This is a genomic window from Serratia proteamaculans (assembly GCF_949794035.1).
In the GTDB taxonomy this organism is placed as follows: domain Bacteria; phylum Pseudomonadota; class Gammaproteobacteria; order Enterobacterales; family Enterobacteriaceae; genus Serratia; species Serratia proteamaculans.
In genome coordinates this window covers 1,297,003-1,318,902 of sequence record NZ_OX461105.1, presented here as the reverse complement: position 1 = coordinate 1,318,902, position 21,900 = coordinate 1,297,003, and the positions used below count along the sequence as shown (strand labels likewise).

Annotated in this window: 20 protein-coding genes; 10 read left to right on the top strand and 10 right to left on the bottom strand. The window is 56.8% G+C overall.

Features of this window, described 5'->3' with window-relative positions; all coding sequences use genetic code 11:
- Window positions 1–15: 15 nt before the first annotated feature.
- The 5 genes from QOT07_RS06135 to QOT07_RS06115 all read right to left on the bottom strand — a co-directional run bounded on the left by QOT07_RS06135 (window position 16) and on the right by QOT07_RS06115 (window position 4,530).
- Window positions 16–759, bottom strand: a complete 744-nt coding sequence (locus QOT07_RS06135) for a type 2 GTP cyclohydrolase I (RefSeq protein ID WP_099065126.1) — start codon at window positions 757–759, stop codon at window positions 16–18.
- Window positions 760–776: 17 nt separating this feature from the next.
- Window positions 777–1,757, bottom strand: coding sequence for an MBL fold metallo-hydrolase (locus tag QOT07_RS06130; RefSeq protein WP_099065125.1), 981 nt, complete (start codon window positions 1,755–1,757; stop codon window positions 777–779).
- A 22-nt stretch (window positions 1,758–1,779) separates the two neighbouring features.
- Window positions 1,780–3,210 (bottom strand): deoxyribodipyrimidine photo-lyase, encoded by a 1,431-nt coding sequence (phrB, locus tag QOT07_RS06125; RefSeq protein ID WP_283602724.1) that lies wholly within the window; start codon window positions 3,208–3,210, stop codon window positions 1,780–1,782.
- Between the two features lie 15 nt (window positions 3,211–3,225).
- Window positions 3,226–4,179 (bottom strand): YbgA family protein, encoded by a 954-nt coding sequence (locus QOT07_RS06120; RefSeq protein WP_099065123.1) that lies wholly within the window; start codon window positions 4,177–4,179, stop codon window positions 3,226–3,228.
- Between the two features lie 144 nt (window positions 4,180–4,323).
- Window positions 4,324–4,530: a YbfA family protein gene (locus QOT07_RS06115; RefSeq protein ID WP_012005686.1), complete on the bottom strand. Its 207-nt coding sequence runs from the start codon at window positions 4,528–4,530 to the stop codon at window positions 4,324–4,326.
- A 445-nt stretch (window positions 4,531–4,975) separates the two neighbouring features.
- On the opposite strand from QOT07_RS06115, the gene QOT07_RS06110 reads away from it, so the two are divergent.
- The 6 genes from QOT07_RS06110 (at window position 4,976) to kdpE (ending at window position 13,047) form a co-directional block, all read left to right on the top strand.
- Window positions 4,976–5,065, top strand: coding sequence for a K(+)-transporting ATPase subunit F (locus tag QOT07_RS06110; RefSeq protein ID WP_004949718.1), 90 nt, complete (start codon window positions 4,976–4,978; stop codon window positions 5,063–5,065).
- On the top strand, window positions 5,065–6,753 hold the full coding sequence (gene kdpA, locus QOT07_RS06105; protein WP_283602723.1) for a potassium-transporting ATPase subunit KdpA: 1,689 nt from the start codon (window positions 5,065–5,067) through the stop codon (window positions 6,751–6,753). Before QOT07_RS06110 ends, kdpA begins: the two co-directional genes overlap by 1 nt.
- Before the next feature lie 155 nt (window positions 6,754–6,908).
- A complete protein-coding gene (gene kdpB / locus QOT07_RS06100; RefSeq protein ID WP_099065116.1) occupies window positions 6,909–8,978 on the top strand; it encodes a potassium-transporting ATPase subunit KdpB in 2,070 nt (689 codons plus the stop codon).
- A 19-nt stretch (window positions 8,979–8,997) separates the two neighbouring features.
- On the top strand, window positions 8,998–9,567 hold the full coding sequence (gene kdpC, locus QOT07_RS06095) for a potassium-transporting ATPase subunit KdpC (RefSeq protein WP_261251796.1): 570 nt from the start codon (window positions 8,998–9,000) through the stop codon (window positions 9,565–9,567).
- Between the two features lie 78 nt (window positions 9,568–9,645).
- Window positions 9,646–12,339 carry a two-component system sensor histidine kinase KdpD gene (gene kdpD / locus QOT07_RS06090; RefSeq protein ID WP_283602722.1) on the top strand — a complete coding sequence of 898 codons (2,694 nt, stop codon included), beginning with the start codon at window positions 9,646–9,648 and terminating at the stop codon, window positions 12,337–12,339.
- A gap of 18 nt (window positions 12,340–12,357) precedes the next feature.
- The gene (kdpE, locus tag QOT07_RS06085; RefSeq protein ID WP_020825653.1) at window positions 12,358–13,047 is read left to right on the top strand and encodes a two-component system response regulator KdpE; all 690 of its coding nucleotides are present in this window, start codon (window positions 12,358–12,360) and stop codon (window positions 13,045–13,047) included.
- 69 nt (window positions 13,048–13,116) lie between these two features.
- Here kdpE and QOT07_RS06080 read toward each other — a convergent pair whose 3' ends face one another.
- The 4 genes from QOT07_RS06080 to seqA all read right to left on the bottom strand — a co-directional run bounded on the left by QOT07_RS06080 (window position 13,117) and on the right by seqA (window position 16,518).
- Window positions 13,117–13,416 (bottom strand): DUF3861 domain-containing protein, encoded by a 300-nt coding sequence (locus QOT07_RS06080; RefSeq protein ID WP_112350226.1) that lies wholly within the window; start codon window positions 13,414–13,416, stop codon window positions 13,117–13,119.
- A complete protein-coding gene (locus QOT07_RS06075; RefSeq protein ID WP_283602721.1) occupies window positions 13,416–14,072 on the bottom strand; it encodes a PadR family transcriptional regulator in 657 nt (218 codons plus the stop codon). The genes QOT07_RS06080 and QOT07_RS06075 overlap by 1 nt, the downstream gene beginning before the upstream one ends.
- A gap of 185 nt (window positions 14,073–14,257) precedes the next feature.
- The gene (gene pgm, locus QOT07_RS06070) at window positions 14,258–15,901 is read right to left on the bottom strand and encodes a phosphoglucomutase (alpha-D-glucose-1,6-bisphosphate-dependent) (protein ID WP_283602720.1); all 1,644 of its coding nucleotides are present in this window, start codon (window positions 15,899–15,901) and stop codon (window positions 14,258–14,260) included.
- Between the two features lie 77 nt (window positions 15,902–15,978).
- Window positions 15,979–16,518: a replication initiation negative regulator SeqA gene (gene seqA, locus QOT07_RS06065; RefSeq protein WP_283602719.1), complete on the bottom strand. Its 540-nt coding sequence runs from the start codon at window positions 16,516–16,518 to the stop codon at window positions 15,979–15,981.
- Between the two features lie 241 nt (window positions 16,519–16,759).
- On the opposite strand from seqA, the gene ybfF reads away from it, so the two are divergent.
- From ybfF to fur, 4 genes are all read left to right on the top strand, one after another.
- Window positions 16,760–17,533: an esterase gene (gene ybfF, locus QOT07_RS06060; protein ID WP_219015591.1), complete on the top strand. Its 774-nt coding sequence runs from the start codon at window positions 16,760–16,762 to the stop codon at window positions 17,531–17,533.
- A gap of 291 nt (window positions 17,534–17,824) precedes the next feature.
- A complete protein-coding gene (gene ybfE / locus QOT07_RS06055) occupies window positions 17,825–18,112 on the top strand; it encodes a LexA regulated protein (RefSeq protein ID WP_012005675.1) in 288 nt (95 codons plus the stop codon).
- A gap of 229 nt (window positions 18,113–18,341) precedes the next feature.
- Window positions 18,342–18,881, top strand: coding sequence for a flavodoxin FldA (gene fldA / locus QOT07_RS06050; protein ID WP_012005674.1), 540 nt, complete (start codon window positions 18,342–18,344; stop codon window positions 18,879–18,881).
- Window positions 18,882–19,201: 320 nt separating this feature from the next.
- Window positions 19,202–19,648 (top strand): ferric iron uptake transcriptional regulator, encoded by a 447-nt coding sequence (fur, locus tag QOT07_RS06045; protein ID WP_085115541.1) that lies wholly within the window; start codon window positions 19,202–19,204, stop codon window positions 19,646–19,648.
- A gap of 198 nt (window positions 19,649–19,846) precedes the next feature.
- On the opposite strand, the gene QOT07_RS06040 is transcribed toward fur, so the two are convergent.
- Window positions 19,847–21,808 (bottom strand): glycosyltransferase, encoded by a 1,962-nt coding sequence (locus tag QOT07_RS06040; protein ID WP_283602718.1) that lies wholly within the window; start codon window positions 21,806–21,808, stop codon window positions 19,847–19,849.
- Between the last annotated feature and the right edge of the window lie 92 nt (window positions 21,809–21,900).

Genomic DNA, 21,900 nt, shown 5'->3' with positions numbered 1-21,900 from the left:
TCCTGGGGAGGAAAATCAGGCGGGATTGGGGATATCGATAAAGGTCACATCAAAGCCATGATGATGGGCCAGCCATTCACCGAGCGCTTTGACGCCACCGCGCTCGGTGGCGTGGTGACCGGCGGCGAAGAAGTGAATGCCCATTTCCCGCGCGCTGTGAATAGTTTGCTCAGAGACCTCACCGCTGATAAAGGCATCTACGCCAAAGCGTGCGGCGCTGTCGATAAAGCCCTGACCACCGCCGGTGCACCAGGCCACACGGCGGATATGCGCCGGGGCGTTATCGCCACAGTGCAGCACCGCACGGCCCAGACGGCTCTCGATGCGCTGTTGCAGTTCAACACCGGTCAGCGGCTGCTCGAATTCACCGTGCGGCACCAACGGCTCCACTTCGCCAACCATCCGAATGCCCAGCAGATGCGCCAACTGTGCGTTGTTACCCAGCACCGGATGCGCATCCAGCGGCAGGTGATAAGCGTACAGGTTGATGTCATTGCTCAGCAGCGTTTTCAGCCGGTTACGCTTCATACCACGCACCGAGGGCGCTTCGTTTTTCCAGAAATAACCGTGATGCACCACAATGGCGTCCGCCTGGTGCTCCACTGCGGCATCCAGCAGTGCCTGACAGGCGGTCACACCGGTGACGATACGCTGCACATGCGGCCGCCCTTCCACCTGCAGGCCATTCGGACCGTAATCCTGAAAGGCCGCGGTGTTCAGCTCGTTATTGATCAACTGTTCCAGATCGAGGTTACGCATAGAATTCTCTCTTCAATTCAAAATGTCTGCCGGTCGCCCTGTTCCATCAGGATAAATTTTACGCCCAGGTTGTTACCCTGATCCAACTGCTGTTTGATGGTCGCACGCACGTCTTCCCCCTGCTTCAGGCTGGGCTTGATATGGCTGATCACCACCGGGAAATCTTTCAGCGAGCCTTCACCCCCGCTGTACTGGGTCAGACTTTTCAGCTCCTTCAACAACCAGGCCGGCGTCAGGTGGCCATACAGGTTTTTATCTTCCACCTCATTGGGATAGGAGGTTTCGATAATCATCCCTTTCAGTTTTTTCTGTTCGATAAGCGGCCCCAGCACGCGCCAGGCACTATCCAGATTGCGTGATTGCTCGAGGGCATCCGCCCCGGTGTCACCGAAATAGGCGAAAGAACCGCTGCGATCGGACACCAACAGCATTGAGGAAGGGTAGCGATCATGACTGAGCGGATACATCACGCCACTCAGGCCAGTGACGCCCAGGGTCACGCGTTGCTGCGGCCGTACCGTTTGCAGCCGGTAGGTCCCCAAGCGTGAACCATTGCCGGAGTCGGTAAAGTTAGGCCAGGCCTTCCAGTTAAAGTAATGATTGCGCAGGGTCAGAATGGTATCGGCCTGGGCATAGATATTCTTTTTAGTGTCTTCCGGCGCGCCAATAATCAGCCCTGCCACGTGGTCAAGATGGCCGTGGCTGATAAAGTAGGCGCCGATCAACTGGCGAAATATGTAGCCCTGCTGGGTATAAGGCGCGGCCAACTCAGGGGTAACCTGCGGGAAACTGCCTTTCTCCAGCCCTTTGGCAATGCCCGGCAGCAGTGAACCGGCATCCAGCGCCAGATACTGCGGCTGGCTGTCGTTGCGGATCAGGTAGGAGGTCAGATTGCCGTCGCTGACGCCGCCGTCCACGCCCAGCGCCACCACGTCAAAGCCGGCCAGCGCCAGGGCTGAATAGCCACTCAGACACAGGGCCAGCACCTTTTTCATCATTATTTCGCTCCTTGCTGTTGCCTTAATATTCCCCGCGCTTCGCCGCTTCAAAGGCAGCCAGCGTCTCCAGCCGCGCCTGCTTGTGGTCGACAATCGGCAGCGGATAATCCAGCACACGCTGCTGTTGTTCCGCCCAGCGATGGGGTTGATGGATAGCATTGTCCGGTACATCCGCCAGCTCGGGCAACCATTTACGGATAAAAGTGCCTTGCGGATCAAAACGTTCGCCCTGAGTGGTCGGGTTAAAGATGCGGAAATACGGCGCGGCGTCGGTGCCGGTTGAGGCCGCCCACTGCCAACCGCCGTTATTGGCCGCCAGATCGCCGTCCAACAGTTGGGACATGAAATAGCGTTCACCGGCACGCCAGTCGATCAGCAGGTCTTTCACCAGAAAGCTGGCGCTGATCATGCGTAACCTGTTGTGCATCCAGCCGGTGGTATTCAACTGGCGCATGGCAGCATCGACAATCGGGTAGCCGGTGGCACCCTGCTGCCAGGCCTGCAACAGGGCTTGGTTATCCCGCCAGCGTACCCTATCCGTCCAATCGATAAAGGGACGGTGCTTGCATAACGCAGGATAGGCCACCATCAGATGCCGATAAAACTCGCGCCAAATCAGCTCATTCAGCCAGCCAAAGGCACCGCTGTCGTGATTTTCGAGCAGTTGTGGACATTCAGCGCGCAGGCGGTTGAAACACTGTCGTGGCGACAATGCGCCGATCGCCAGATAGGGCGACAGGCTGCTGGTACCGGCAATAGCAGGCCGATCCCGCTGTTCAAGGTAATCCTGCACCTGCTCACGGCAAAAGGTACGCAGCCGTTGCAACGCCGCCTCTTCCCCGGCGGGAAAATCCCCCGAAGGCTCGGCCGGCGGATAATCAAATCCCGCAGGGACGGCAGCTACCGACAATGCTCCGCTCGCCCGGGGTTTCGGTGCCGGTAAGGAGCGAACGTCGGATTCGGTCAGGCGCTGGATAAAGGCTTTACGGAATGGCGTATAGATTTTGTACATTTCACCGCCGCCGGTTTTCACGCTGCCCGGCGGCAACAGCAGGCTGTCATCAAAGCTCTGGCAAATCACCTGCCCGGACAAACGCTGCTCCAGCCGTTGGTCGCGTTGGCGTTCGTTGATTTCGTACTGGCGATTGTAAAACAGCGTATCCACCCGCTCCTGCGCGCAATACGCCGTCAGCCAGTCAACCGAGGCGGCAAAATCATCACATTGGTGGTAGCTAAGCGGAATGCCCCGTTCGGCAAGGGCCTGCTGCATCTGCAGCAAATTGGCATGGATAAATTCGGCCTGACGCGGCGCCATCTCGTGCTGCCGCCATTGTTGCGGAGTAGCAATAAATACCGCCAGCACTCGGGCGTCGGGATCGCTGCAGGCGGCATGCAGCGCTTTGTTGTCGGTCATACGCAGATCGTTGCGCAACCAGACCAGATGCGTGGTCATAAAACTCCTTGTCAGTTAGTGGCCATAACGCAAGCGCAACGCCTCGGGATAGGGTTCGAAATAGCGTTGATCGGCCAGATAGCGATCGGGGTATTCGGCCATGTAATGTTTGAGCAGCGTGATCGGTGCCAGCAGCGGCTGCACGCCCTGCCGATAACGGTCGATCAACTGTGCCAGTTCCTGGCGCTGCGCCGAACTCAGGTGGCTGCGGAAATACCCCTGCACGTGCATCAACACATTGGTGTGATTGCGGCGCGTCGCCTTGTGCGCCAGCAGTTTCATCAGCCGGCTGCGGTATTCAATCGCGAACGCCTCCAGCGAGGTCCATTTATCCACGTCTGCCACAAAACGCCCGAGCTCACGGTATTCCGGCTGCGAATGCGCCAATAGCGACAGCTTATAGCGGCTGTGGAAGGCGATCAGCCCGCCTCGGGTCAGCCCCTTGCGCCACAGCATGTTCAGCTCATACAGCGCGTAAACTCGTTCGACAAAGTTTTCCCGCAGCGTTGCGTCATTCAGCCGTCCGTCCTCTTCCACCGGCAGCCAGGGCATTTGGCGTTGCAACTCGGCGGTGAACAGCCCGACGCCGCTTTTACGTGCGCCCTCACCGTTTTCATCATACAGCCGCACCCGCTCCATCCCGCAGCTTGGCGAATTGGCACAAACAATGTAGCCGCACAGGTGCTGCAAAGCGGCAATTCGCTGGGCGGAAAACTGCTGCATCTTGTCTGTCACATCGATGCTGTCGTCGTTGCTGTAGCGCAGCGCCACATGATGTGGTTTTTTGATCAACCGCAGCGCCGGACGCGGCGTCGACAGGCCGATCGCCATTTCCGGGCAAATCGCCTCAAACTTTACATAGGGCGCCAGTTGTTCCACTGCGAAGGCCAGCCGTTTGTGTCCGCCGTCAAAACGCACCGTCTCGCCCAACAGGCAGGCGCTGATCCCGATAGGAATTTTGTCACTCATTGATGGGCTCCCGCAGTATTGGATGATGTTAAAAGTGTAGAGGAATTTGCGTCAGGAGACGAACGTTACCAGCACCAAGGCCGAATAGCGCCCATAAAAAAACCCTCGCTGAGAAGCGAGGGTTTCAGGGGAAAGCGGGGGCGATCAGTAGAAATCGCAGGCCGCCAGTTCCGCCTGTTGCAGCCAGACCGGTTTATCGCTGGTTTTTGACCAGACGCGGTGCAAATAGCTGTAAAAACGGGCGCGGTCGCTGCGGAACAGCATTACCGGTAAAGCCAACACACCTGCCAGGATCACTGCGCTGCGACGCAGGAGAATCCGATGCAATGAATAAGCTGGGTAGATAGACATGCGAACCTCCTTAAAAACGCCCGGCCGTCGATTTGTCTTGGAAACAGCACTGGCGTAAACCATTAAAACGGGATGATTTGGTAACTGGACAAAATTTTAGCGCAACTGATGAAAGTTTACTACTCATCCGACCACTAAATTGGTCAAAAAATCGCAAATAAATGCGCCATTGCGTAATTTTGTTACAAGCAAGTTAATAATTAACTAACCATTGGTTACATTGTGGATATTGACCGCCTGTTTACGCCAACCGCTCTGCCTGGAAAGGCAAAGCGCTGATCCAAACTCGCCGCCCCCCACAACCCCCTCGATGAAAAGCCATTTTTCGCTGTAATTTCAGCCATTTTTATACTTTTTTTACACCGACCGACGCTATTTTTTCATCTTCTTTCTACCGCCCTCCCTACACTCGCTCTATCAAAAACTACACCTCTGGAGGTGTCCTGTGAGTATCAGCGTTATTGGTGGTGCGCTGTTGGTCCTGCTGCTGTTGGGCTATCTGGTTTATGCCCTGTTCAACGCGGAGGACTTCTGATGGCAGCTTCAGCCTTTTTATTGATTGCCAGCTTCATACTGGTGCTTTTGCTGCTGGCCCGGCCGTTAGGCAGTTTCCTGGCGCGCCTGATCGAAGGTGAACCCTTGCCCGCGCTGCGTCGGGCAGAGGCCGCCGTCTGGCGTTGTGCCGGCACGACCACCGCCGAGATGAACTGGTGGCAGTACGCACTGGCGATCCTGTGGTTCAACCTGCTGGGTCTGGTGCTGCTGTTTGTACTGCTGATGAGCCAAGGCTCACTGCCGCTTAACCCACAGGGTTTCCCTGGCCTGTCCTGGGATCTGGCGTTCAATACCGCCGTCAGCTTTGTCACCAATACCAACTGGCAGGCCTACAGCGGTGAGAGCACCCTCAGCTACCTTAGCCAGATGGCCGGGCTAGCCGTGCAGAACTTCCTGTCTGCGGCTACCGGCATCGCCGTGGCCTTTGCGTTGATCCGCGCCTTCACCCGCCGGTCCAGCGCCACCATAGGTAACGCCTGGATCGACCTGTTCCGCGTGACGCTGTACGTGCTGTTGCCGATCTCACTGCTGATCGCGCTGTTCTTCGTCAGCCAGGGCACGCTGCAAAACTTCCTGCCTTACCTGCATATCAGCACGCTGGAAGGCGCGCAGCAGACGCTGCCGATGGGGCCGGTGGCCTCACAGGAAGCGATCAAGATGCTCGGTACCAACGGCGGCGGCTTCTTCGGCGTCAACTCGGCACACCCGTTCGAAAACCCGACCGCGCTGACCAACTTTGTGCAAATGCTGGCAATCTTCCTGATCCCCTGCGCGCTGTGCTTTGCCTTCGGTCAGGCGGCCGGTGAAAACCGTCAGGGCCATGCGCTGATCTGGGCGATGTCGCTGATCTTCATCGTGGCCGTGGTGGTGGTGATGTTCGCCGAACTGGCGGGTAACCCGCATCTGAGCGAGTTGGGCAGTGCCAGCAACATCAATATGGAAGGCAAAGAATCACGCTTTGGCATTCTCGCCACCAGCATGTTCTCGGTCGTCACCACCGCCGCGTCCTGTGGTGCAGTCAACGCGATGCATGACTCGTTCACCGCACTAGGCGGCATGGTGCCGATGTGGCTGATGCAGATTGGTGAAGTGGTGTTCGGCGGCGTCGGCTCCGGCCTGTACGGCATGCTGCTGTTCGTGCTGCTGACGGTGTTTATCGCCGGACTGATGATCGGCCGCACGCCGGAATACCTGGGCAAAAAGATCGACGTCTATGACATGAAAATGACCGCACTGGCGATCCTGGTCACACCGACCCTGGTGCTGCTGGGCAGCGCGTTGGCCATCTCCACCGATGTGGGCCGCGCCGGCATCCTGAACCCGGGTGCTCACGGTTTCAGCGAAGTGCTGTATGCACTTTCCTCCGCTGCCAATAACAACGGCAGCGCCTTTGGTGGGCTGAGCGTCAACACGCCGTTCTACAACCTGCTGCTGGCATTCGCCATGTTCATCGGCCGTTTCGGGGTGATCCTGCCGGTGCTGGCGATTGCCGGCTCACTGTGCGCCAAGAAGCGTCAGCCTGCGGGCAACGGCACTCTGCCAACCTACGGACCGCTGTTTATCGGTCTGCTGGTCGGCACCGTGTTACTGGTGGGCGCATTGACCTTCGTACCGGCGCTGGCGCTGGGACCGGTGGCCGAGCATTTGCAACTTTGGTTGACCAAATAACAGGCGCATTCCCGTCGCCTTTCGAGCCGCAGCGTTGTTACCTGCACTCGCTCACCCCAGTTACTTACTCAAGTAAGCGCCTGGGGATGAGCGAGCTGGCCGCCTAGCTGCAACTCGAAATCCATAGGGAATGAAATAAAGAGAGAGAATAAAAGATGACTCGCAAACAACGCGCCCTGTTTGAACCGGCGCTGGTCCGTACCGCGCTGATCGATGCGCTGAAAAAACTGGATCCACGCACCCAGTGGCGCAACCCGGTGATGTTCGTGGTGTATATCGGCAGCATTCTGACCACGGCCATCTGGCTGGCGATCCTGGCCAAACAGACCGACGGCAGCGCCGCCTTTACCGGCAGCATCGCCATGTGGCTGTGGTTTACCGTGCTGTTCGCCAACTTTGCCGAAGCGCTGGCCGAAGGGCGTAGCAAAGCCCAGGCAGAAAGCCTGCGGGGCACCAAGAAAACCAGTTGGGCGAAGAAACTGGCCGGGCCACGTCGCGATGGCGCCACCGAGAAAGTCTCCGCCGAGAGCCTGCGCAAGGGTGACGTGGTGCTGGTGGAAGCCGGCGATACCATTCCGTGCGACGGCGAAGTGCTGGAAGGCGGTGCATCGGTGGATGAAAGCGCCATTACCGGCGAATCGGCACCGGTGATCCGTGAATCCGGCGGCGACTTCTCATCCGTCACCGGCGGCACCCGCGTGCTGTCCGACTGGCTGGTGGTGCAGTGCAGCGTCAACCCGGGCGAAACCTTCCTTGATCGGATGATTGCCATGGTGGAAGGCGCCAAGCGTCGCAAAACCCCGAACGAGGTGGCGCTGACCATTCTGCTGGTGGCGCTGACCCTGGTGTTCGTGCTGGCAACCGCCACGCTGTTCCCGTTCTCGCAATACAGCGTGGACGCCGCCAATGGCGGGTCGGTAGTTAGCATCACCGTGCTGGTGGCCTTGCTGGTCTGCCTGATCCCCACCACCATCGGTGGCCTGCTGTCCGCCATCGGCGTGGCCGGGATGAGCCGGATGCTGGGTGCCAACGTGATTGCCACCAGTGGCCGTGCGGTGGAAGCCGCCGGTGACGTTGACGTGCTGCTGCTGGATAAAACCGGCACCATCACGCTGGGTAACCGTCAGGCCTCCGAGTTTCTGCCTGCGCCGGGCGTTAAAGAACAGGAACTGGCCGACGCCGCACAGTTGTCGTCCCTGGCGGATGAAACGCCGGAAGGCCGCAGCATCGTGGTCCTGGCCAAACAGCGCTTTAACCTGCGTGAACGTGACCTGCAGGCGCTGAACGCCACCTTCGTGCCCTTCTCCGCCCAGACGCGCATGAGCGGTGTCAACGTGCAGGACCGTATGATCCGCAAAGGGGCGGTGGATGCCATTCGTCGCCACGTGGAGTCCAATCAGGGTCACTTCCCGCAGGCGGTGGATGACCTGGTGGCCAGCGTGGCACGTACCGGCGGCACGCCGCTGGTAGTGGCCGAAGGACCGCGCGTGTTGGGGGTGGTGGCGCTGAAGGATATCGTCAAGGGCGGCATCAAAGAGCGCTTTGTCGAACTGCGCAAGATGGGCATCAAAACGGTGATGATCACCGGTGATAACCCGCTGACCGCTGCCGCCATTGCCGCCGAAGCCGGAGTCGATGACTTCCTGTCGGAAGCAACACCGGAAGCCAAGCTGGCGTTGATCCGTCAATATCAGGCGGAAGGTCGCCTGGTGGCGATGACCGGCGACGGCACCAACGACGCCCCGGCACTGGCGCAGGCCGATGTGGCGGTGGCGATGAACTCGGGTACCCAGGCCGCCAAAGAGGCGGGCAACATGGTCGATCTGGACTCTAACCCAACCAAGCTGATTGAAGTGGTGCACATCGGTAAACAAATGCTGATGACCCGCGGTTCGCTGACCACCTTCAGTATCGCCAACGACGTGGCGAAGTATTTTGCCATTATCCCGGCGGCGTTCGCGGCAACCTATCCGCAGTTGAATGCGCTGAACGTGATGCACCTGCACTCCCCCGCTTCCGCCATTATGTCGGCGGTTATTTTCAACGCCCTGGTGATCGTGTTCCTGATCCCGCTGGCGCTAAAAGGGGTGAGCTACAAACCAATGAGCGCCGCTGCGCTGCTGCGTCGGAACCTGTGGCTTTATGGCGTGGGCGGTCTGCTGGTGCCGTTTGTTGGTATCAAGCTGATCGACCTGATCCTGGTCGCCTTGCATATCGCCGGTTAATCATTAAGAGGAAATGAAAATGTCTTATTTACGACCTTCGCTGGTGATGTTGATCCTGCTGACGTTGATTACCGGTATCGCCTATCCGCTATTGACCACCGGGCTGTCGCAACTGCTGTTTTCCGGTGCGGCCAACGGGTCGCTGCTGTACCAGGGCGACAAAGTGGTGGGGTCGGCGTTAATCGGCCAAAACTTCACCAAGCCCGAGTATTTCTGGGGCCGCCCTTCTGCCACCGGTGATTCAGCCTATAATGCCATGGCGTCTGCCGGCAGCAACCTGGCCGCCACCAACCCGGCACTGGACAAAGCCATTGCCGAGCGTGCGGCGCAACTGCGTCAGGCTAATCCGGCGATGAAAGGCCCGATCCCGGTCGATCTGCTGACCGCTTCCGGCAGCGGCCTGGATCCGCAAATTTCCCCCGCGGCGGCACAGTATCAACTGGCGCGGGTTGCGGCGGCGCGTCAACTGGCACCGGAGCAGGTCGCCAAACTGATCGATGAAAGTACCGATCAGGCCACCCCCAACTTTATGGGTGAGTCGGTGGTCAACGTGCTGAAATTGAATCTGGCACTCGACGCATTGAAATAGTGCCTCGCGTGCTGCTAAAAAATAGTTCTCGGGTTCGGCATGCCGGACCCGCTTTACGTTGCTGCAAAAGGAACTCCGATGGTGGATGAGGAACAACAGCGCCCTGACCCTGACAGCCTGCTAGCGCTGGCCAATGAAAAACCCCGCGGCCGCCTGAAGGTGTTCTTCGGCGCCTGTGCCGGGGTGGGTAAAACCTATGCCATGCTGCAGGAGGCGCAGCGGCTGCGTGCCCAGGGGCTGGACTTGCTGGTCGGCGTGGTGGAAACCCATGGCCGCAGTGAAACCGCAGCACTGCTGAACGGGTTGGATCTGCTGGCGAAAAAGCGTATTCAGTATCGTGGCCGACAGATTCAGGAGTTTGATCTCGACGCCGCGCTGGCACGCCACCCGGCAATGATCCTGATGGATGAACTGGCGCACAGTAACGCCCACGGCTCGCGTCATCCGAAGCGCTGGCAGGATGTCGAAGAGTTGCTGGACGCCGGTATCGACGTGCTGACCACCGTCAACGTGCAGCACCTGGAAAGCCTGAACGACGTGGTCGGCGGCGTGACCGGGGTGCGGGTGCGTGAAACGGTTCCCGATCATGTATTCGATGAAGCCACTGAAGTGGTGCTGGTCGATCTGCCGCCGGACGATCTGCGCCAGCGGCTGAATGAAGGCAAGGTGTATATCCCCGGCCAGGCCGAGCGCGCCATCGAGCACTTTTTCCGCAAGGGCAATTTAATCGCCCTGCGCGAATTGGCCCTGCGCCGCACCGCCGATCGGGTCGATGACCAGATGCGTGCCTTCCGCGATACCCAGGGCCGTGAGCGCGTATGGCACACCCGTGACAGTATCCTGCTGTGCGTCGGCCATAACAACGGCAACGAAAAGCTGGTGCGCATCGCCGCCCGGCTGGCGGCCCGACTGGGCTGTCACTGGCACGCGGTATATGTAGAAACACCCAAGTTACACCGTTTGCCGGAGAGTCAGCGCCGGGCGATCCTGCGGGCACTGCGGCTGGCGCAAGAATTGGGCGCTGAAACCGCGACCCTGTCCGAACCTTATGAAGAACGCGCGGTGCTGCGTTACGCCCGCGAGCACAACCTGGGCAAAATCATCATTGGCCGCCGCAGCGAACAACGCTGGAAGCTGCGCGGCAGTTTTGCCGATCGTCTCGGCCGGTTGGGGCCCGATCTTGATCTGGTGATCGTCGCGCTGGAAAATGACAGCCTGCCGTCACCGGGTAAAGAGCATGACAGCCGAAGCTTTAGCGAGAAATGGCGTATCCAACTGCGCGGCTGCGCGGTCGCCGTCGCACTGTGCGCCCTGATCACCCTGCTCTCCCGCTGGCTGCTGCCAGGCTTCGATCAAGCCAACCTGGTGATGGTCTACTTGCTTGGCGTTGCCATTGTCGCACTGTTCTTTGGCCGCTGGCCGTCGGTGCTGGCGGCGGTGATTAACGTCGCCAGCTTTGACCTGTTTTTCGTTCAGCCTCAATGGTCGTTTGCCGTCAGCGATATGCAGTATCTGCTGACCTTTGGCGTGATGCTGATTGTAGGAATCACCATCGGTAACCTGACCGCCGGCGTGCGTTATCAGGCGAGGGTGGCGCGTTATCGCGAGCAACGGGCTCGCCATCTGTATGAGATCTCCCGTGGGCTGAGCCAGGCGCTGACCACCGAAGACATCGCCAAAACCAGCCGCCACTTCCTTTCCAGCAGTTTCCAGGCAAAAACCGTGCTGCTGCTGCCACAGGAAGACGGCAAACTGCAGCAAATGGTCGGCGAAACCGGCGGATTGCTGTCGGTGGATGAGGCCATTGCCCGCTGGAGCTTTGACAAGGGTATGCCGGCCGGGGCCGGTACCGACACTCTGCCTGGCGTGCCCTATCAGCTGTTACCGCTAGCCACGTCGAAGCAAACCTTCGGCCTGTTGGCCATCGAGCCCAGCAACCTGCGCCAGCTGATGGTGCCGGAGCAACAGCGGCTGCTACAGACCTTTGCGGTGTTGATTGCCAGTGCACTGGAACGCCTGCATTTGGCGCGCAGCGCCGAGGAAGCCAAGCTTGACGCCGAGCGCGAACAACTGCGCAACTCGTTACTGGCAGCACTGTCCCACGATTTACGCACCCCGCTGACGGTGCTGTTCGGTCAGGCAGAGATTCTGACGCTCGATCTGGCGGCAGAAGGCTCCAACCATGCGCCCCAGGCCAGTCAGATCCGCCAGCAGGTGCTGAGCACCACCCGGCTGGTGAATAATCTGCTGGATATGGCGCGTATTCAATCCGGCGGCTTTAACCTGCGTAAAGAGTGGCAGTCGCTGGAAGAGATCGTCGGCGCATCACTGCACATGCTGGAGCCGCTGATGACCCAGCATCAGATCAAAGTGGAGCTGCCACCGGAGCTGGTCTTGGTCAACTGCGATGGCAGCCTGCTGGAACGGGTATTCACTAACCTGTTGGAAAATGCCAATAAATATGCCGGTTACGATGCTACTATCGGTATTCGTGCCCATACGCTGCCAGACTGGCTGGAAGTCGAGGTCTGGGACGATGGACCGGGCATTCCCGAAGGGAAAATGCAGCTTATTTTCGATAAGTTTTCCCGCGGTAATAAAGAATCGGCGATCCCCGGCGTGGGTTTGGGGTTAGCGATTTGCCGTGCCATTATTGAAGTGCACGGTGGCCGTATCTGGGCAGAAAACGGAGCCAATGGCGGTGCCAGCTTCCGCTTTGTTCTGCCGCTGGAGAAACCGCCTGAGATAGACAGCGAAGCCTTTGATCTGTAATTAATTACCGGGAGCCTTGTGAGCAGCACGCCAACCAATATTCTGATTGTCGAAGATGAGAAAGAGATCCGGCGTTTCGTCCGCACCGCACTGGAAAGTGAAGGCCTGCGGGTGTTTGAAAGCGAAACGTTGCAACGCGGGCTGATTGAAGCCGGCACGCGCAAGCCGGATCTGATTATTCTCGATTTAGGGTTGCCAGACGGCGACGGGCTGAACTATATCCGCGATTTGCGGCAGTGGAGCGCCATTCCCGTGATCGTGCTGTCGGCACGCAATGCGGAGGAAGACAAAATCGCCGCGCTCGACGCCGGGGCAGACGACTACCTCAGCAAACCGTTTGGTATCGGCGAACTGCTGGCCCGCGTGCGGGTCGCGTTGCGTCGTCATTCCGGTAGCCTGCAAGAAAGCCCCTTGGTCAGCTTCTCCGAAATCACCGTCGATCTGATCAACCGCCGGGTACTGCGTCAGGGTGAAGATCTGCACCTGACGCCGATAGAGTTCCGTCTGCTGGCCGAACTGCTGGCCAACTCCGGCAAGGTGATCACCCAGCGTCAATTACTGAGCCACGTCTGGGGGCCAAACTATGTCGAGCATAGTCATTATCTACGGATATATATGGGGCATCTGCGACAGAAACTGGAGGCCGACCCGGCCCGGCCGAAACACTTGCTGACCGAGACCGGCGTCGGTTACCGCTTTATGCCTTAAGGTTAACGGGCGCAGCATACGGTTAACCTGACGCGGTATTTGATTAAACGGGCGCAGCATGCGGCGCCCCTACGCGTTAGGACCTTTCTTCAATCCCATCATAAATTCCTTGAACGCTTCGCGCAGCGGTGCAAATACCGGATGCTTGCGGTTTTCGATCATCACTTCGGAAAACAGCTTCAGGCCAACCGCAAAGGCCGCACTGTTGTTCTCGCCAAAGTTCAGATCTTCACGCGCTTTGATGCGCTCAACGATGCCAAGAATGTCGTCGTGGTTTTCTACTTCAAAACTCAGTGGTGCTTTATCTACCGGTTCGCCTTTGCGATCGCTCAGGGCTTCAACGGTAATGCGAAAACGGTGGCCTGGCATCATTCACTCTCCTGTGCCGTCGGGGCAATGTTCATTTCGCTTTCAATCGCCGCCACGGCGGTCAGCAGCGCCGCATTAATGTTCTCAACCTGCTGCGGTGAAAGATCCGCACGCATCACGTTGCCACGCAGCAAACTGCGCAGGCGGTTCATGGCTTCGGAGATGCCTTCAGCCAGATTACCGTGATGATGATGTCCGCGACCGACACCCGCCAAACGGGCCAGGATCACGTCGACAGCGGCCTGGTGCTTTTGCAGTTCACTCTGACCCAGTTCGGTGATCTGATAACTTTTGCGGCCGTTACTGCTGGTGATCGGCTCGAGGAAATCCTGCTCTTCCAGCAGCGTCAGGGTCGGATAAATCACCCCAGGGCTTGGCACATACAGGCCGGAAGACGCCTCATCAATGGCCTTGATCAGTTCATAACCGTGGCTCGGTTTACGTGCCACCAGCGCCAGCAACACCAACCGCAGGTCGCCATGTTCAAACATGCGGTGACCACCACCACGGCCCCCGCGCCCGCCCCGGCCATGCTCTTCGCCGTGATCGCCGCCAAAGTGATGACGCCCGCCGCGACGGCGATGATGATGGCCGTGCCCTTCTTCGCTGTCAGGGTGGCAACCGTGACGACGGTGTAAATCTAAACGGTGAAACATAGGGTATACCTCTCAATGGATAATCAGTTGACGAGGTGATTTAGATATATCTAAGTCACTTCGATATATCTAATCTAGATCGATATATCTAAATGCGCAAGAGGGGTTGATTAAAAAGATATATCTAAATTGCAGGCATAAAAAAAGCGCTGTAAAAACAGCGCTTTTTATCAGGCAGGGAAAGATTACTTGGCGGAGGCCAGCACTGCGCTGACGATTTCTACCGCTTCATGCTCGATCTTTTCGCGGTGCTCAGCACCCAGGAAGCTCTCACAATAAATCTTGTAAGCCTCTTCAGTACCGGATGGGCGCGCGGCAAACCAACCGTTGTCAGTCATCACTTTCAGACCGCCAATCGGTGCACCGTTGCCCGGAGCTGCCGTCAGTCGTGCGGTGATCGGATCACCCGCCAAAGTGTCGGCCTTGACCATTTCCGGCGACAGCTTGGACAATGCCGCTTTCTGCGCTGAAGTTGCCGGCGCCTGAATACGGTTGTAGCTAGGCGCGCCAAAGCGTTTGGCCAGATCTTCGTAGTGATTCTGTGGGTTTTCGCCGGTCACCGCGGTGATTTCCGCCGCCAGCAGGCACATGATCATGCCATCTTTGTCAGTCGACCAAGGGGTGCCGTTGAAACGCAGGAAGGATGCCCCGGCGCTTTCTTCGCCACCAAAGCCCAGGCTGCCGTCGAACAGACCATCAACAAACCATTTGAAGCCCACCGGCACTTCCACCAGCTTACGGCCCAGATCGGTGACCACACGGTCAATCATCGCGCTGGAAACCAGCGTTTTACCCACCGCCACATCAGCGCCCCACTGCGGACGATGCTGGAACAGGTAGTTAATAGACACTGCCAGATAGTGGTTCGGGTTCATCAGGCCCTTCGGTGTAACAATGCCGTGGCGGTCGTAATCCGGGTCATTGGCAAACGCCAGGTCGAACTTGTCGCGCAGCGCCAGCAAACCGCCCATCGCCGGAACTGACGAGCAGTCCATGCGGATCACGCCATCGTGGTCCAGGTGCATAAAGCGGAAGGTCTGATCGATAGCATCGTTCACCAACGTCAGATCCAGTTTGTAATGCTCGGCAATACGCTGCCAGTAGGCAATGCCGGAACCGCCAAGCGGGTCAACGCCCAGCTTCAGGCCGGCGCGCTGGATAGCGGGCATATCGACGATATCCACCAACCCTTCGACATAGGGTTGCACCAGATCTTGTGCGTGCACGCGACCGCTGTTCCAGGCCTTATCCAGTGACTGACGCTGTACGCCTTTCAACTGCAATGACAGCAGTTCATTGGCGCGCTTTTCGATCACTGAAGTCAGATTGGTGTCGGCCGGACCGCCGTTGGTCGGGTTATATTTAATGCCGCCGTCTTCCGGTGGGTTGTGGGACGGGGTGATGACGATACCGTCGGCCAGTGCCCCACCGTTGCGGTTGTGGCACAAAATGGCATGGGAGACCGCAGGGGTTGGCGTGAAGCCGTTATTTTCCTGCACGATCACATCGACGCCGTTGGCGGTCAACACTTCCAGCACGGAAATAAAGGCCGGCTCGGACAGCGCATGGGTGTCTTTACCCACGTAGCATGGGCCGGTCACCCCTTGCTGATGACGGACTTCGGCAATCGCCTGCGCGATAGCGAGAATATGGTTTTCATTAAAGCTATGGCGCAGAGCACTGCCGCGATGGCCTGAAGTTCCGAACTTCACCGCGTGTGCCGCATTGCCCGCTTCAGGTTGCAGTACATAGTACTGCGACGTCAGCTGAGCTACGTTGATCAAATCGCTTTGCTGAGCCGGCTGCCCGGCACGTGGATTATTCGCCATCGACATATCTCCCTAATCCCTGTCCTGCGGCCTGGCAATATGTCGCTCACGGCCACCATGACGGGCTGTTCGCTAAATTAGATAGTGCCGCAAACTTTTTCTGTCAGTTCCACGGGGAACTGCATAGCCTGCATGATGTGTTCCACCATGCTGCGTTTACGACCGGTATTGGTATTGGTGATCACCCAGTAAGGCGTGCCCGGAACGTGCTTCGGTTTGGTGTGCGTTCCGTTCGCCAGCAGGGTTTGCTGATCGCCGGCAAAATAAGTGCGGGTACGACCATGCAACGCATCGGTAGCAGCGGAGAAACCAGCCGCATCCAGGGTATACAGGGTGGAAAGTACCAGCATAAAACGATGTACCGCTCTGCTCTGATCGGCATACTCGTCCGACAACAACAGCTCACGTACGGCACGCACGCGATCGCGCGGACGCGACACGGCGACAATCTTATCCTGCTCGGCGCTCTGAGCACTGCTGGCCGGCACAGCACGTAACGGCTGACCTGCGGTAAACTTCAACATGCGGCGCAAAATATCGGACGCGCTCTCACCAATATGTTGCGTGTGGCTGGCAATATAACGGTAGAGCTCTTCGTCGACTTCAATAGTTTTCATCTTTATCCAGTACTGTTTTTTTCTACTTAGAACCTGAAGCCAGATCCGGCATTCAAGTCATGGGATTATAAGGTTAAAAGCGCAGGTGCGAACATAACAATGTGCCTCAACACGGCAAAAGCAGACAATTACCTAAAGCCTGCTTGGCATCGGCCCTGCCAACCCAGCACCTTACCATGAAAAATCCGCGTTATTCATCGTGAGTTTCAATCATGATACCCTAATCTGAATCTCTCTCAGTATGAACTTTGCCATGAAATTACATTATCAACTGCTGGCTACCGAGTCCGACGCGCTGCCGGTGATCCTGATCCACGGACTGTTCGGCAATCTGGACAATCTCGGTGTGCTGGCGCGCGATCTCAACCAACAACACAGCGTGATTAAGGTCGATCTGCGTAACCACGGCCTGTCGCCCCGCTCAGCGGTGATGACCTACCCGGAGATGGCGAAGGATCTGCTGGCATTGCTGGATGATTTGCAGCTGGACAAGGTGATTGTGATCGGCCACTCGATGGGTGGCAAAGCGGCGATGGCGCTAACGGCAATCGCACCTGAACGCGTGGAGAAACTGATCATTATTGATGTGGCGCCGGTGGATTATCAGACCCGCCGCCACGACGAAATTTTTGTCGCCTTACAGGCTGTAAGCGCGGCCGGTATCACCCAACGCCAGCAGGCGGCGGAATTGATGCGCGACTATCTGCAAGAGGAAGGGGTGATCCAGTTCCTGCTGAAATCCTTCCACCAGGGCGAATGGCGCTTTAACCTGCCGGTATTGATCGAGCAATACGAAAACATCACCGGCTGGCAGGAAGTGCCCGCCTGGCCACATCCTACATTATTCATTCGCGGTGGCCTGTCACCCTACGTGCAGGACAGCTACCGCGCAGATATTGCCCGCCAGTTCCCGCAGGCTCGCGCGCATGTGGTCGCCGGTACCGGACACTGGGTGCATGCGGAAAAACCAGAGGCGGTGCTGCGTGCCATTCACCGTTTTCTCGGTGAAGCCTGAGCCGAACGCGACCTTATAACAGTGCAGACTCCGCCTAAAATAGCCATCTGGTGAAAAAACGCGCTAAAGATAACGGCTTAGCGCGTTTTGAGTTCAGTTAAGCATTGTCGTTGCTCCACCTGCTGGGGTAATATGGCGCGCTATAATTTTGCCGCCGTGCCGGGCGTGTTCATTAACGCCAGGCTGGGGGTAAATTTGGGTTAGGGTTTATTGGCCCGAAGTGTGTTAACCGAACCATCCAGAAGCGTCTACGCGCTTTTAGATGCAAACTCCCTTGCAGTACCGCTACCTATGGCAAAAGAACAAACGGATCGCACGACGCTGGATCTGTTCGCAGATGAACGCCGTCCGGGGCGCCCGAAAACCAACCCGCTATCCCGAGATGAACAGCTTAGAATCAATAAGCGTAATCAGCTTCGACGCGATAAAGTCCGTGGCTTACGGCGTGTAGAACTGAAGATCAACGCGGATGCGGTGGACGCCCTGAACAAACTGGCGGAACAGCGGAATATCAGCCGCAGCGAGCTTATTGAGCAAATGCTGTTGGCACAACTGGCGGACGACCAGCCAGAACATTGATCATTGCAGCCGCACATGCGGCGCGGCGTTAAGGATGACGCCCGATCAACATCGTTTTATTCCACCCGGCATCGCATAAACGCGATAAAACCCCGGGGTAAATTTCTGGCATGATACGCAATTACCGGTGAGGGATATCCCTTGTCATGGCATCATTTTAATCGGTGTTATCGTGGTCAGCGCTAACATCGTGTAATGCAATTAATTGAATTTAAAGGTTATACGCGATATGGCTAATGTAGGCATTTTCTTTGGCAGCGACACTGGCAATACCGAAAACATTGCCAAGATGATCCAGAAAATTCTTAAGCAACAGTTTGGCGACGATGTGTGCGAAATTCACGACATCGCCAAAAGCAGCAAAGAAGACCTGGAAGGTTTCGATATCCTGTTGCTCGGCATCCCAACCTGGTACTACGGCGAAGCCCAGTGTGACTGGGATGATTTCTTCCCGACGCTGGAAGACATCGACTTCAACGGCAAGCTGGTAGCGCTGTTCGGCTGTGGCGATCAGGAAGACTACGCAGAATATTTCTGTGATGCGATGGGTACCATCCGCGACATCATTGAACCGCGTGGTGCCGCCATTGTCGGCCACTGGCCAACTAAAGGCTACCATTTCGAAGCCTCTAAAGGATTGGCAAGCGACAGCCATTTCATCGGCCTGGCGATTGACGAAGATCGTCAACCGGAGCTGACCAACGAACGTGTTGAAGGCTGGGTAAAACAAATCGTCGAAGAGCTGAGCCTGGCCGAAATTGTCGGGTAACGCCAAAGGTTGAACAAAAGCCCTGCAGAGTGCATAGTGTTGCCGGCAGGGCCATCATTGGCAGTACTGATTACTGCAATCGAAGATACAAATTTGTAACTTCCCACATCGTCAAGGTAGACTGAGTTATCGGTTTATCCCGCCCATCAAGACGTTGCGTGTGTGACATGCAATAGTGCAATTATATCTTTGTTAACAACCGGCGGTTTCTATTTAGGTCAACCGGTTCTATAATGAGACGCAATTAACTCTTTGTGCCGACCGATGCCACAGGCGAGAACGCCTCAACTTGATTAGCATAGTAACAGGACTGAATCCGCATGACTGACAACAACACCGCATTGAAGAAGGCCGGCTTAAAAGTCACGCTTCCGCGACTCAAAATCCTGGAAGTACTGCAAAATCCGGAATGCCATCACGTCAGTGCGGAAGATCTGTACAAAAAACTGATAGATATGGGCGAAGAAATTGGCCTGGCTACAGTTTACCGCGTACTGAACCAATTTGATGATGCCGGTATCGTGACCCGTCACAACTTCGAAGGCGGCAAGTCCGTGTTCGAACTGACCCAGCAGCATCACCACGATCACCTGATTTGCCTGGACTGCGGCAAAGTGATCGAATTCAGCGATGAATCTATCGAAGCGCGTCAGCGTGATATCGCCAAACAACACGGCATCAAGCTCAGCAATCACAGTCTGTACCTGTACGGCCACTGTGCAATTGGTGACTGCCGCGAAGACGACACTCTGCACGACAAAAAATAATGCCCTTAACCGGCATCAAGAACCGCCTTAACGGCGGTTTTTTTATGCCTGCGACGAGCGGATAAAAAAATCCCCGGACAGGTCCGGGGAAAGTTCACAGCTTGAAATACGACAATTGCAGCGGCACTTCTCTCTCACTTCCCACTTACACTCACTTCACCGTCAACTCACCCGCCGACACGCGGATGGGCAAACTCTTCACAGCTCATACTCAAGAAACAGCAGCCGGTCAAAGAACAACGACCAGGCCTGATCGAATACACCACGGACACGGAACCCTTTGTTCAGATAAATTTGGCTGGCCTCACTGCTTTGCCATACACACAGCACAATGTTTTTCGCCTGGTGCCGATCAGCCTGCTGCTTTATCAGGGCGAACATCGGGTTAAAATGCCCCTGTCCGCGAAACTGGCTTTCAATCGCCAGGCTACAGATAAAATAATCATCCTCAGTGCACAGGCTTTGCACAAAGTGATCGTAAGCCTCATCAAGCGGCTTCAGTTCATCGCGGTAGTGGTAATCCGCTTTTACGCCATACAGCTCACTGACAGTAGCCGCATTGAAAAAGCCGACAAACGTCCCGCGCCGATCGTAAGCCACCGTGATCAGATCCAGATAAGGCTCGATATTTTGTGCCTGCTGTACCGACACCAGATCCAGCCCGGCCCGGTTGCCAGCAGAACAGTACTCCAGGTAGCTGGTACTAAAAATCAGCTTCGCCATGCGGGTTTTATCTGTTTCACTCGCCTGCCGTCCCGGTAGAAAATGCAATGATCCCCCCGACTCCGACAACACCGCATCCCCCTCTCCTGTGGTCTGGCACCAGTAATTACCCGCCGTAATCTGCCGCCGGTTATCGGCGATCAGGTATTCTCCAAACAGTTGATTTACCCGATCAAGCTGGCGGTCATGGGAAAGCACGGAATAATAGTGGTAATGGTCGATATCGGAACGGATCTGCGCTGGATAGGCCATACGCGGCACTTCATCGACGGTAAATATTTCCGCATGGCGTGCCAGATCCAAGGGTTGTTCAAGCCGCCAATCCACCTGCTCCAAACGGCTGACACATTGCAGATAACTGCGTTGCTCTTCCTGTGACAGCGGTAACCGTTCATCGGTGATCACATCCTCCAACAGGCGCATGCCACGGACTCCGCAGGTGACCGCCTGCGGGTCAGCGTTATACAGGACACCGTAATCCCGGCAGAAGCGATCATGACTGAGGAACGTACAGCCTATATAGCGACTCCACAGTTGATAAAAGGGATCAAACAGCTTCCGTTCATAAACCGAATTCTTGTCCGGGACTTCGCCACTTTCCGCCGCATAGATCTGATCCAACCCCGCCAGCATCTGGCACAGCGAGATATCCCCCTTGCGGCTGACTATCATGCCGGTTTCATCGAGAAACAGATTCAGCCAGCTGACGTGGCTGACCTCGCCCCCAGCCAGAAACTGAAGATAATCTGGCAGTTCAGGCTTGATCAAAAACAGCGTCGCCGATCGGTGGGGTATGGTATCGATATCCATGTACAGCCCCCCCATCTCGATCAAAATCAGAAAGCGGAAGTAGTCGGAAAGCGTGGCGTAATAGCGCTTATCATGCAGTTGATGGATAAAGCCCAGGTTGTCGCCGACCCTTTTTTGCGCCAGTTCGCTCAGTGAATGCACCTGCAGGCGATGATTACCGGCATCATACTCCCCCAGGTAGCCACCTTTTCTCACCGGTACGGGGATGAAATACGCATCCCTTGCCAGTTGCTGCGCGTCCCAAACCCACAACATGCCGACCCAGTCAGTCGTCTCGGCGCTAGCCACCGCCTGCTGCGCGTCCCCCCATTGGGAGATAACCTCTCTGGCATCGTCAGGGATAGCGCCCCCCAGCCAGATTCGGTGCAGCCGTTTTTCACTCGCTGCCAGCGGGCGGGTAGGAACGCAAAAGAGTGAAGAACAGCGGGCGGCATCGAATAAATGCCCATGTGCCGTCAGCCATTCACGCAGTTGAGTGACCCCACGCTGAAAACGTTCCAATATGACCAACGAGGCTTCACGTTGATACTTCACAAACTCAAACTTCAGGTCGTGGATCCGTGCCTCGTATTCGGCTCGAAACAGATCATCCTGGAGAACACCCAAATGCCCATCGTTAAGCTTCATCGCTACCATCCGTACTGATTTGGCAGCGGTGTAGAAGAATTTCTATATTTCACTGGTCTGTAAGCCCTGGCCGAAGAGCTGAACATAAATGT